Annotated in this window: 8 protein-coding genes; 5 read left to right on the top strand and 3 right to left on the bottom strand. The window is 61.9% G+C overall.

Annotated elements, in window-relative coordinates; all coding sequences use genetic code 11:
- The first annotated feature begins 2 nt into the window (after positions 1-2).
- Entirely contained in the window at positions 3-1361 is a 1359-nt protein-coding gene (locus tag DN745_RS16680; RefSeq protein ID WP_111336592.1) for a glycosyltransferase family A protein, read from the top strand.
- Positions 1362-1373: 12 nt separating this feature from the next.
- Here DN745_RS16680 and DN745_RS16675 read toward each other — a convergent pair whose 3' ends face one another.
- From DN745_RS16675 to DN745_RS16665, 3 genes are all read right to left on the bottom strand, one after another.
- Positions 1374-2372 carry a sigma-70 family RNA polymerase sigma factor gene (locus DN745_RS16675; protein ID WP_111336590.1) on the bottom strand — a complete coding sequence of 333 codons (999 nt, stop codon included), beginning with the start codon at positions 2370-2372 and terminating at the stop codon, positions 1374-1376.
- Positions 2373-2581: 209 nt separating this feature from the next.
- Complete coding sequence (locus DN745_RS16670; protein ID WP_162687742.1) at positions 2582-3613, bottom strand: sigma-70 family RNA polymerase sigma factor; 1032 nt, start codon at positions 3611-3613, stop codon at positions 2582-2584.
- 244 nt (positions 3614-3857) lie between these two features.
- Positions 3858-6248: a DNA internalization-related competence protein ComEC/Rec2 gene (locus DN745_RS16665; protein ID WP_111336586.1), complete on the bottom strand. Its 2391-nt coding sequence runs from the start codon at positions 6246-6248 to the stop codon at positions 3858-3860.
- A gap of 778 nt (positions 6249-7026) precedes the next feature.
- On the opposite strand from DN745_RS16665, the gene secA reads away from it, so the two are divergent.
- From secA to DN745_RS16645, 4 genes are all read left to right on the top strand, one after another.
- On the top strand, positions 7027-9840 hold the full coding sequence (gene secA / locus DN745_RS16660; RefSeq protein ID WP_111336584.1) for a preprotein translocase subunit SecA: 2814 nt from the start codon (positions 7027-7029) through the stop codon (positions 9838-9840).
- 16 nt (positions 9841-9856) lie between these two features.
- Complete coding sequence (folB, locus tag DN745_RS16655) at positions 9857-10225, top strand: dihydroneopterin aldolase (protein ID WP_111336582.1); 369 nt, start codon at positions 9857-9859, stop codon at positions 10223-10225.
- A gap of 13 nt (positions 10226-10238) precedes the next feature.
- Positions 10239-11237, top strand: a complete 999-nt coding sequence (locus DN745_RS16650) for a site-2 protease family protein (protein ID WP_111336580.1) — start codon at positions 10239-10241, stop codon at positions 11235-11237.
- Between the two features lie 175 nt (positions 11238-11412).
- On the top strand, positions 11413-12909 hold the full coding sequence (locus DN745_RS16645) for a GAF domain-containing sensor histidine kinase (protein ID WP_162687741.1): 1497 nt from the start codon (positions 11413-11415) through the stop codon (positions 12907-12909).
- The last annotated feature ends 2 nt before the right edge of the window (positions 12910-12911 follow it).

Raw genomic sequence — 12911 nt, 5'->3', positions numbered from 1 at the left:
TTATGTCCAAATCTGCCGAAAAGACGATCCGTCGCTATCTCGACCGCCACGCCCACGCGCTGCCCGAGTTCGAGACGCTGCCGCCGCCGCACCCGAAGCTTCGCGCGTCGGTGGTGATTCCGGTCTATAACGAGCTCAAGGACCTGGGCGGTGTGATCGCGTCGCTGGCGCAGGCCAGCGCGCGCCCGCAGGTCTTCGAGGTCATCGTCGTGATCAATAACGCCGCCGATGCGCCCGCGCATATCGTCGAGGCCAATCGCGAGACCGCGGCGATCCTGGCGGCGCTTGAGACCGATTTTGCGCTGCATATTATCGACCGCTATTCGCCCGAGACCGCCTATGACCCCGAGGTCGCCGGCGTGGGGTTGGCGCGGCGCGAGGGGGCGGATCTGGCGTTGGCGCGGCTGATGCAAATCGGTCAGGCAGGGCGCGGGATTTTGCCGTGTCTCGACGGCGATTCGCCGGTGGCGCCGGGTTATATCGACCAGATTATCGCCGAGTTCGACGCGAACCCGCGGATGCTCGGGGCGGTGTGCCGCTATCGCCATCCGATCCCGGAGGGGACGAGCGAGCAGGCGCTGCGCCACGGGCGCGCGATCATGGCCTATGAGGCGTGGATGCGCGTGTACGAGGCCGAGCTGTTGCTGCTCGGCTCGCCCTACGCGTTCCAGTCGATCGGCTCGTGCATGGTGCTGAGCGCGCGCGGGTATGCGCAGGCGGACGGGATGCCGATGCGCCAGGCGCTCAGTGATTTTTATATTCTCGAGAAGATGGTCAAGACCGGTGGGCGCGGGGCGGTTCGTCAATTGGAGGGGCCGCTGGTGTATCCGTCGGCGCGCCCGTCGGAGCGGGTGCCGCGCGGGACCGGGCCGAGCGTGCGGATGCAGATTGAGACCGGCACCAGTCGCTTTGAGCGCATCGAGCCGCCCCAGGCGTTTGAGGCGATGCGGGAGTTATTCGCGGCGGTCCACGTCGGGTTTAACCAGCCCGATGTGTTGCGCGAGGCGGTCAAAGACCCGCTGCTCGCCGACTATCTGGCGCGCAATAATGCCTGGTCGGTCTTTGAGAAGTTGCGCAAAAACGCGTCGACATCGACCCAATTCGAGCGCCAATTTCATACCTGGTTCGACAATCTCAAGATCGTCAAATTCGCCAACGAATATAAGCGAGAGCACGGCGGCGTCTGGGTGTTTGACGCGGCGCGCCATGTTTTTGAGCAGTGGGGCGCGCGCGACCCTCACTATCAAAAAATTGCGCGTGCCATCCCTGCGGTCGACGAAGCACAGGTTCGTCCGCAGGATTGGCACGCGCTTTTAGAGTTACTCCGCGAGATCGAACTGCGCGTTCATCGCGCCGCCTAAGCGCGCCCGTGCCTAGGTCGAGTGCAACCACTCCAGACGGATCTCATCGCCCAGACGGTCGAGCAGGAAGGTGCGGAAGTCCTCGCGCATCCCAACCTCAAGCTGGCGAATTCGCTCCTTTGAGACATCCCAGACCGCCCCCAATTCGGCCAGGGTCTTGGGGTTATCGGCGATCATGCGCTCGCTCCAAATCGCCACGCGTCGGGTGTCGCCGATCTCGGTGCCGAAGGCGTCGATGCAGTCGCGGATTTGGCAGGCCAGGTCGTAATCGGCGGCGGCGGTCTCCGGGTCAATGGTGTCGGAGGGCATCATTTCGCCCAGCGTGGTCTCCTCGTGGCCGGGCGCCTGGGCGTCTAGATAGACCGGCGGCGCGTCGATCTGCGCGGCGACCAGGATGACCTCGTCTTCGCTGACGTCGAGATATTCTGCCACGAGCGCGGCCGTGGGCTTTTGGCCGTTTTGCATCAAGGCGCGGCGCGCTTTTTTGAGGTTATAGAAGAGCTTTCGCCCCGCGCGTGACCCGCCGATGCGCACCGTGTGGGTGTGATTCATCAGGTAATTTAGGATCAGCGCGCGGATCCAATATTGGGCGTAACTTGTGAATTTCACGCCGCGGTAGGGATCGTAGCGGGTGAGCGCCTCGGAGAGCCCGAGGTTGCCCTGCTGGATGAGTTCGAGCAGGTCGGTTTTGCGGCGCTGATATTCTTTGGCGAGTTTGACCACCAGCCGCAGATTGGTCAGCACCAGGAGGCGCGCGGCGTCGCGGTCGCCGTGTTCTTTATAGCGTTTGGCGAGCTGTTGTTGGGCGGTCCAGGGGAGCGGTTCGAGATGGTTTAGTCGAGATAGGTAGGCCGAAAGCGGGTCCGAGTCGGCCGATATATTGACGCCAGACCATAGTTTTTTTGCCTCGAAAAGTGCTGTCTTATAGCCACTAATGTCGTCACTGGAATCGTCGGGGAGGGCTTGAAAATACTCGGTAGATTGCTTGGTAGAGCGGGTAGCGCGGGTCATAGAATCCTCTGCCTGAGTTCAACTGGAGAAGAAATCGAAACGTATGTTTGGGTAAGTAATGGATAAAAAGCGCCTGGAATCCATACTTCTTCACTTCGATTCAGCGACCGCGGCATTTCCAATGAATAGACAGCGTTTGAAGTGCTTGAGGTATTCCGGTTTTGATAGATAGCCTCGTTTAGGAGTTTGGGTTGATCGGCTTGGCAGGGTTAATTTAGCCAGTCCAGTTGGATATCTTCACCGAGTCGTTCCAGAAGAAATGCACGAAAGTCCTCGCGCATGCCAACTTCGATCTGGCGGATGCGCTCTTTGGACACGCCCCATTGCTCGCCGAGCTCGGCCAGGGTTTTGGGCTCTTCGGCGATCATGCGCTCTTCCCAGATCGCCACGCGCCGGGCGTCGGGCACCTGCAGGGCGAAGGCGTCGATGACGTCTCGAATCTGGCTGGCCAGGTCGTATTCGGCGGCGGCGGTCTCCGGGTCGATGGTCTCGGACTCCATCAATTCCCCCAGCGTGGTCTCCTCGTGGCCGGGCGCCTGGGCGTCCAGGTAGACCGGCGGGGCGTCGAGCTGCGCGGCGATGCGCACGACCTCGTCGACCTTTACGTCGAGAAATTGCGCCACCCGCTCGGCGGTTGGCTGGTGCCCGTTGTGCATCAGGGTGCGCCGGGCTTTTTTGAGGTTGTAGAAGAGTTTTCGCCCGGCGCGCGAGCCGCCGATGCGCACCGGGTGGGTGTGATTCATCAGGTAATTGAGGATCATCGCCCGAATCCAATATTGGGCGTAGCTGGTGAATTTGACCCCGCGCCGCGGGTCGTAGCGGGTCAGCGCCTCGGAGAGCCCCAGGTTGCCCTGTTGGATCAGCTCGAGCAGGTCGGTTTTTCGGCGCTGATATTCTTTGGCCAATTTCACCACCAGCCGCAGGTTCGTCAGGATCAGCAGCCGCGCGGCGGCCTCATCGCCGTGCTCTAGATAACTCAGCGCGAGTTCTTTCTGGGCCGCCGCCGGCAAGGGCGCCAGGTGGTTGAGCCGGTTGAGGTAGGCCGACAGCGGGTCGGTGTCCGGAGAAATCGTGACCGCGGACCATTTGCGCTTCGCGTCACGCAGCGCGATGATATGGTCGGACTTCTGAGACGCGGCGGTTTCTCGCGCGTCGGGCAACCCACCGTCGGGCAGCCTGAGCCCGAGCAGGGGGTCCTCATTGGTGGTATTTAGAAAATCCTGGTTACGAAGATCAGCCATAATATCCTTCTCCATCGGATGACAAATCGGTGCGAATTTTAGGACAAATGCACCACATATCGGTGCGCCCCATGCTCCTGCGGCCTTCGGCCCCCCATTGATTGATACAAACGGTTGGTCCAACCCCGAGACTTGAGAAAATGCTCGGTTCGGGTGAGACAAGTCGACACTTGAGACAGACTAAATGCCTAACCAGCAATCGCCGCCGGTCAAACTACTTTTGCTGTGCGTCCTCATTTGAGCATCAACGCACCGAGTGGATCTCGAAGCGGTCATTGTCCGAAATGGTGACCCGAATCACTCCACTGACGGCTGTTTCTAGAACCTGTACGCGTCGGCGCCGATATCTAGCGACTATTTCTGGGTGCGGGTGGCCAAAGCGGCTAAATTGCCCCGCCGAGATGATGCTAAACGCGGGTTGGAACGCGTCGAGGAAGACCGGCGTGCTCGATGATTTTGACCCGTGATGCGCCGCCTTCAGAAATGTCACCGGGCCGGGAAGATGCTCGGAAACCCACGCCTCTCCGGCCTCTTCGATATCTCCCGGCAGCAAGACCGAGGTCCTCGAATATTGCAGACGAGTGATCAGGCTAACGTCATTTCGCGCCTCTCCGGGCGCCGATTCATCGAGCTGTGGCCGCAGGATATCGACCCGCACTCCGCCGATATTTTTTTGCAATCTATCCGAAATATAGTGCGTTTTTGTCCCGCCCGCTTCTGCCTGAGACACCAAATGCCGGATCGCAGGGTCGAGCCCCTGGCGGTGTTGCGTCGGGTTATCTGCCAGGGTTCCCACCAAAAAATTACGCGGCCGCATCCGGTCGATCACCGCCGCCATGCCGCCCATATGGTCGAGGTCGGCGTGGGTGACCAGCACCCAATCCAGGCGCCAGATCCCCAGGCGCCTCAAATAGGGGACCACCACAAATCGCCCCGGATCGCTGCCGGTTCGGGTGCCCCCGGCGTCGATGAGCATCGTGGTCGCGTCCGGGAATTCGATGAGCGTCGCGTCGCCCTGGCCCACCGGGATAAAGTGCACCCGCAATTGGCCGCGCGACTCGGCCGGGCGCGGCAAGAGCCCGCTCGAGAGCCCTAGCAATAAGAAGGCGACCGACAGGAGCATCGCCCGCGGCTTCCAGCGGCTGCTTGTCCACAGAAGCGCCGCGACTACCAGCGCGATGACCGCCCACCATGGCGCGCTGCCGGTTATCCATTGTGAGCCCGGCAGCCGCGCCGCCGCGTCCATCACAGGGCGCATCGCCAATAGGATGTCGGTGCTGCGCGCGATGACCCAGAACCCCGGGCCGGGCAATATCATCGACAAAAACGCGCCGCCCACCAGGATCGGAAAGACGACCGCGCTCACAAAAGGCGTCACCACCAAATTGACCCAGAACCCGCATAGCGCCACCTCGCCGAATTGCGCGGCGAGCGTCGGGATCGTGGCGATGGTCGCGCTGGTGGACACCCCGACGAAGAGCCCGGCGGCCCGCGCTCGCCGGTGCCAGGTCGCCTCCGGGCCGCCCAATAGATCGATGGGTGCGGCGAGGATCGGCGGGCGAAAGCGCAAGAATAGTAGGATCCCCAACGTCGCCGCGAAGCTGAGCTGAAACCCCAGATCCACGACCACCGCCGGTTGCCAGACGGTCAGCCCGATCGCCGCGATCGCCAGGGCATGAAATGGGCACAGCGGGCGCAGCATCAGCAGCGCGCCCACGCCGACGGTGAGCACGGTCCAGGCCCGGATGGCCGAGATGGGCGCGCCGATCAGCAGCACATAGCTTCCCAGCAGCGCGATGACCGCCATTCCGCACACCCGCCGGCGCCCGAAGCGGCGCAGCAACCCCGGGAACCTGCCGACCCCCACACCCGTCACCCACCAGACAATCGCGGCGAGCACGCCCAGGTGAAGCCCCGAAATCGCCAGAAGATGGCTGGTGCCGGTCTGTTGGAATGGTGCGACCGTCTCGGCCTCTAAGAAGCTGCGGTTCGCGGTGGTCAGCGCCAGGGCGAGCGCCGCGTTTTGCCCGCTGAGCCCGCGCAGAAGATGGCCCTCGAAGTGGCTCCTCGAGAGGCCCAGCGCGCGGCGAAATGCGCGCAGTGGGCTGCGCTTGAGCGCAGCGCGATCGAGCGCCTCCACGATGATCGGCTCCAGGGCCAGGGCGCGGGCGTCGGTCCCCTTGGCGGCCATGCGCTCGCGCGCGGCGCGCAAGCGAGGGAACGCGCGCTTGGGGTAGCGCTCCAGGCGGGCGAAGACCTCGATGCGATCGCCGGGAAGCACCGGCGCGCGCAGGGCCTTCGCGCTATGGTGCTCGCTGGCGTCGTTGGGCACAAAGAGGTTTAGCTGGAGCGTCGCGGCGCGCGGCGCCCGCCCGTCGAGCTCCAGCAACTCGACGCCGACCGCCCAACCATTTGGCGTGCGGCGCGGCGTCTGCGTCACGCGCGCCCGCAGCACCCCTTTGACCCGGAGATCGTCGGGAATCAGGGGCGATCCCAAGAAGGAGGCGCGATCGCCGGTTGTCGCAGAGATTTTCTCAAGACCTGATTCGGCCGGCCAGAGCGCGTTAAAAACGCTGCCGAGCGCCACCGTGACCAGGGCGCTGAGCAATAATTTCTGGCGCAATAAGCGGTACATTCGCCTCCCTTCACACCGGTTTTTCGTGCATCCGTTGACAACTCGGCAACGGCGTTCCTATAAGCCTGCTCTTTCGTTTTCGGCAAAACGGGTCGAAACGTTGCGCGATTTTCCCCAAGACAGCTCGAAGCGCGCGTGATTTCGCGGGCAGAGGGGGTGTTAGAAACTTCGCCAAAACCCCCTAAATAGGGGTGTTTTCAGGTGGAAAACGAGTTTTCCTCAGGGTTTTCCAGAGGTTTTCCACAGGGCGGTTGAGGTTTCCCACACCCGCGTGCTCGCGCTCACGCGACGCGTCGAAAATAACGATCTTCGTTTTTTGGCGCTCTAAGTGTCCGTAATTGCGGGGGTTTTAGGGTGTGTTCGCGTTCGTTGCTCAGATCTTCGGCGATCTTCTGGGCGCGCCAGAGATCGCGAGTGGCCGTGCCTGTGGAAAACCTGTGGGTTAAGTTGTGGCTTTCGGTGGGGAAGCTGTGGAAAAGGTGTGGTTCTCCGCAGTATTAAAAAAATATCAAAAAATATTTGACCCAATATTCAGTGTTCAGGCTTAATGCCCGCGCGTGTAATTTTTGTGGAATTCTCTGCGGGTTGTCTGCGTTAACGCGGTGGCCAAAGACAGGGATCGTTGGGCAAAAGAGTGAAATTTTAGAAATATCGAGCTCAATTAGGCTATTTCAGCGCCAATTGGCGGTCGGAGACTTGCACACATAAGAGGTGCGCTCTATGAATCACCGGCCAATAGGATAGGTTGTTCAGACGTCGCAACATAGGTTGTCACCCCATGTACAAGTTTCTCGAAAAAATATTTGGTTCCGCCAACAGTCGTTTCCTCGAAAGTTGCCAGCCCCAGGTTGATGCAATTAACGCGATGGAGGCGACCATCTCGAAGTTGACGGACGAGGAGCTCAAGGCGCAGACGCCCAAGCTCAAGCAAAAGCTCGCCAATGGCGCGACGCTCGACGATATCTTGGTCGAGGCGTTCGCGACCGGACGTGAGGCGGGTAAGCGTACCCTGGGGATGCGCCACTATAATACGCAGCTTATCGGCGGCATCGCGCTGCATCGCGGCGAGATCGCCGAGATGAAGACCGGTGAGGGTAAGACGTTGGTGGCGACGCTGCCGCTGTACCTCAACGCGCTGGCGGGCAAAGGCGCCCAGCTCATCACGGTCAACGACTACCTGGCCAGCCGTGACGCGAAGTGGATGGGGCATATCTACAACTTCCTTGGCATGTCGGTCGGCACGGTCGTCGGCGACCAGTCGCCGGCCGTGCGTCGGGAGGCCTATTGGGCCGACATCACCTACGGCACCAATAACGAGTTTGGCTTCGATTATCTGCGCGATAATATGAAGAATAACCTCGAGGACTTCGTCCAGCGTCCGCTGCACTACGCGATTATTGACGAGGTTGACTCCGTCCTGGTCGACGAGGCGCGTACCCCGCTGATCATCAGTGGTAAGGCGGACCGCTCCACCGAGCTGTACCTGCAGGTCAACGCGATCGTGCCGTATCTTAAGCGCGACGAGGACTACCTGGTCGACGAAGAGCATCGCACCACGACGCTCACCGACGCCGGTGTCGAGAAGGTCGAGGCTCAGATGAACCTCGATAACCTCTACGACGCCAATAATATCGAGATGATCCACCACGTGGCCAAGGCGCTGCAGGCCCACACGCTCTATAAGAAGGACGACCAGTATATCGTCCACGACGGCGAGGTCATCATTGTCGATGAGTTCACCGGTCGCCCGATGCCGGGACGGCGCTGGTCGGACGGGCTGCACCAGGCGGTCGAGGCCAAAGAGGGCGTGCCGATTCAGGAAGAGAACCAGACGCTCGCGACGGTCACCTTCCAGAACTTCTTCCGCATGTACGACAAGCTCGCCGGCATGACCGGTACCGCCGAGACCGAGGCGGCCGAGTTCCACGAGATCTACGGTCTCTCCACGGTGGTTATCCCGACCAACCGTCCGATCGCGCGAAAAGACTATGATGACGTGATCTACAAGAGCTATCGCGAGAAGTTCAACGCGATCGTCGACACGATCGTGGAGTGCAACTCGCGCAACCAGCCGGTGCTCGTCGGTACGACCAGCGTCGAGAAGTCCGAGGCGATCAGCCAGGTGCTTCGCCGCAAGAAGATCAAGCACGAGGTCCTCAACGCTAAGCAGCACGGGCGTGAGGCGCAGATCGTCGCGCAGGCAGGACGCCTGGGCGCGGTGACCATCGCCACCAACATGGCCGGTCGTGGTACCGATATTCTGCTGGGCGGCAACGCCGAGTTCCTCGCCGAAGAAGTCGCCGGCGAGCAGACCGTGCCGATCGGAACGCCCGAGCATGAGCGTCACCAATTCTATACGCCCGAGTATATCGCGGCCTTCGAGAAATTCGACGCCCAATGCCGCGCCGAGAAAGAAGAGGTCATGAAGGCCGGTGGTCTTTACGTGATGGGTACCGAGCGCCACGAATCGCGGCGTATCGATAACCAGCTGCGTGGTCGCGCCGGCCGTCAGGGTGACCCGGGCGCCAGCCGCTTCTTCCTGTCGCTTGAGGATGACCTGCTGCGCATGTTCGGCGCCGACCGCGTCGCGCGCATCATGGACACGCTGCGCATGCCCGAGGGCGAGCCGATCGTGCACAAGATGGTCAACCGCAGCATCGAGAACGCGCAGAGCAAGGTTGAGGCGCGTAACTTCGACATTCGTAAAAACCTGCTTGAGTACGACGACGTCCTCGATAAGCAGCGAACCACGGTGTACGCGCTTCGCCGCGGCGTGCTCGAGGGGCAAGACGCCGAGGGGCGCAGCCTTCAGACGATGATGCTCGACGTGTTCGAGGATGTCTGCCTGGCGACCATCGACACCTACGCTTCGCGCGAAGTCCGCCAGGACGACTGGAACCTCAGCGGCCTGAATATCGCGCTGGAGCATATCTTCGGGATCGAGTTCGACCTGACCAGTTCGCGCAGCCGCGACAGCATTGAGCGCAAGGTTTGGACCGAGGTCATGGAGATCTTCGACGCCAAAAAAGCCAATATGCAGGAGCTCGCCGACCAGATTAACGAGCACCGCGAAGCGCGTATCGAGGAGCTTGAGGCGGCCAACGCGGAGAATAACGATTGGAGCGTGCCCGAGGAGTTGAGCGAAGTCGTCAGCGGCGACGACCTCTTCGACGAGCAGGTTCGCAACCAATACCTGATGGCGATTGACCGCTATTGGCGCGAGCATCTGCAGGCCATGGACCAATTGCGCGACGGCATTGGCATGCGCGGCTACGCGCAGAAGGACCCGAAGAACGAGTATAAGAAAGAGGGCTATGCGCTCTTCCTTGACATGATGATGAACGTGAAGCGTCGGGTCGTCGAGTTCGTCTCGAAGATGCAGGTCGAGACCCCGGCCGCGCTGCGCCCGCGCCCCGAGCCCCAGGTGCCCAAGCGCATCGAGTTCAACCGCGCCCCCGCGGCCGAGCCCGAGGTCGCCGAGGATACCTTCGAGCGCGAGCTCCCCAAGGTCGGCCGCAACGATCCGTGTCCTTGTGGCAGCGGGCTAAAATACAAGCGCTGCTGCATGGACCAAGATCACGCCAACGCCTAATGAGCGCCCGGAGTCTATGATGTTTATTTTCGTTGAGAAACTTGAATTCATCGGCTCTCATGGCTTCTACGAAGTGGAGCGCCGCGAGGGGCGCCGCTTCCAGGTTGATCTAAAGGTCCATCTCGGCGAGCTGCTGGCTGTGCGCGACGACAAGCTCGAGCATACCCTCGACTACCGCAGCCTCGCCGAGATCATCGTCGCCGTGGGCACCGGCGAGAGCTACAAGCTCGTCGAGCGCATGGGCGACGAGATCCTGACCCGCGTCTTTGACCAACATTCCGCGGTTCTCTCCGCGGACCTCACGATTCGCAAATTCGCCACCGAAGTCCCCGGCGACCCTGAATGCGTAGGCATTCAGATGCAGCGTAAGCGCCCTACCATTTAAACCGGCTTCTAAAATGTTCGAGCGAAGCGGCTTTCACTTCTTCACATTCCGGGGGATCGACGTCGCCGTCAGCCCCTGGTATCTCCTGCTGATGGCCTTCTATATGTTCAGCCCGATGCTCGGGTCGGGCTCGGGGAACGCGGCGAACGCGTTCTTCGGCGGGCTGATGACCGTGCTGGCGATCACCGTTTCGTTGATCGTCCACGAGTTCGGGCATGGGTTCGTGGCCAAATTCTACCGGCTGCGCCCGTCGATCCTATTGCATGGTTTTGGCGGCCTGTGCTCCCATGACATCGCGTCGAGCGACAAAGATGACGCGTTGGTCGTGTTCGCGGGGCCGGCCGCCCAGCTCGTATTCGCGGGGGGCGTGTTTTTGTTGAACACCTTCTTGTTGGCCGGGCTTAATCTCGGAACGGCGACCCCCCTATTGAGCAGTTTTGTCTACGCGCTGATATTCTTTAGCGTCTTCTGGGCGCTCCTGAATCTGCTGCTACCGATCTGGCCGCTCGACGGCGGACAGCTCTTTCACCTGTTCCTGCGCCGACTGATGCCCGAGGACAAGGCGCGCGCGCTGGCGCTGCGCGTGAGCATCTTCCTGCTGATCCCGCTGGGCATCTTCGCGTTTATGAAGGCCGGCATCTTCCTGGCGATCCTGATCGTCTATATCCTGATGTATAATTTCCAATTGCTAAATAGCGGCCAGGACCTCGCCGGACGCGCCTCGGGCGCGCGGGCGGCCCAGTCGCCGGCCTCCGCCTTCCAGGACGAACTCCTGGGGGACGCCGAGCGTGCCCTGGCCGACGAGGACTTCCGCGAGGCGTACCGCGTGTGCCATCAGCTGCGCTCGACCGGCGCCATGCCCGATAAGATGCTCGCGCGGGTCTGGGAGATCCTGGCGGTCAGCGCCGTCGCGATGGAGCGCTTTGAGGAGGCCGAGTCCTACCTGGAGCGCGCGCCTAATACCGCCGCTGTGCGCCGCGCGCGGGAGTTGGCGCAGCCGCATCTGGGCTAAGTTTACCCAGTGCGCGGGCCGCTGATTTAGCGCCCAATGGCAAAATATCCTGGGCGGGGAAATGTTGTTATCGGCCAAATCATCCTTAGATTTGGCCTGTGACTTTTGCTGCAATGATGCCTCGCCGGTTCACTCGGTGGGGCATCGTTCGGCTGCTTCCTACCCAGGACTCATCATGCCCGTTCCCTTCTTTCCACATGGACCGGATCCTCGGCGCGCCTCGCTGACCTACGCGCCGCTTGAGGTGCCGCAGGGGCCGAGTCGCGCGCGCAACGAGGGCGAGGAGGACGGGGACTCGCCGCGAATGTGGGTTAGCCCAAAGGCCGACGAGCTCACGGTGTCACAGCTGCGCAAGGACTATTACCGCCGAGTGCGCCAGCACGCGCTGGTCGAGCGGGTCAGCCGCTTCGCGGTCTTCTTGGCGGAGTCCAAATATGACCCCAACCATTGTCACGACTTCATGCGGGCGGCCGTTCAGGCCCTGTGCGACGGGCTCGGCGCGGACTCGGCCTATATGCTCGAGCTGGTGGCTGAGGCCGTGGCGTTCCGCGTCAGCGCCTATGCCGGGCGCGCCATCGACACCTACGAGCCAAAGTCCGGCGCGCCATGTCCGGTGCACGCGCAGCACGCGTCGCGCGCCGAGACCGCGGCCGGCTGGGCCTTACGCAGCAATCATGTGGTGCGTGTCGACGACTATGCCAAAGAGGAGCGATTTGAGCGCGAGAGTTGGCCGGAGCAGGACACGGTGCGCAGCGCGATCAATATGCGCGTGCAGGGCGGCAAGGAGCCCTACGGGGTGCTGGTGGCCCAGTCCGAATCGCCTGGGCGCTTCTGTGAGACCGACGCGATCTTTGTGCAAACGCTCGCTAACCTGGTCTCCCAGCGCCTGGCATGCGCGCGGGCGGAGTATCATCAGCGGCGCATGTACGAGGAGTTTCGCCGCATGATGAACGCGCGCGAGGAGGCGTTGTCCATCATCTCGCACGACCTGCGCAGCCCCGCGACCACCGTCAAGCTCAGCCTCGAGGTGCTACGCCGCTCGCTGCAGGGCGCGGCGATGTCGCTGTCGCCCGAGCAGATCGAGCGGGCGGTCACCCGCGCCAATGCCGGCATCAATCGCATGATGGCGATGATGGACGAGCTCCTGGCGATGAACCGCGCCGAGGGCGACACCTTCAGCCTGGTGCGCGGGCCTGTCGACCTGCGCGAGGTGGTCGAGGCGGTGCTGCGCGAGTTGAAGGAGCCGATCGCGGCCTCGGGGAGCGAGATTTGCGTCGACGGCCCGGACTCGCTGGTCGGGCAATGGGACCGCATTCGTGTCGAGCAAATTGTGTCGAACCTCCTCTCGAACGCGATCAAATATGGGGAGGGCAAGGCGATCGCTGTGGAGTTCGAGCGCTGCGACTCGATGGCCGTCTTTTCGGTGCGAGACCAGGGCGTCGGGATCGACCCGGAGAATCACAGACGGGTATTTGAGCGCTTCGTGCGCGTGCGCGCGCCGGGCGAGAGTGACCAGGATAAGCAAGCGCAAAGCCTAAGGGATTCAAATAGTTACGGGCTTGGTTTGTGGATCGTGAAGCGAGTGGTCGAGGCGCTTGGCGGGTCGATTTGCCTGCGCAGCGGCCTGGGCGCGGGGAGCGCCTTCACCGTGGAATTACCGCTTAGCCCGTAGCT

It is taken from the genome of Bradymonas sediminis (genome assembly GCF_003258315.1).
Lineage (GTDB): Bacteria > Myxococcota_A > Bradymonadia > Bradymonadales > Bradymonadaceae > Bradymonas > Bradymonas sediminis.
Note: the sequence above shows the minus strand (reverse complement) of the source record. Positions and strands in the feature narration are given on the sequence as shown.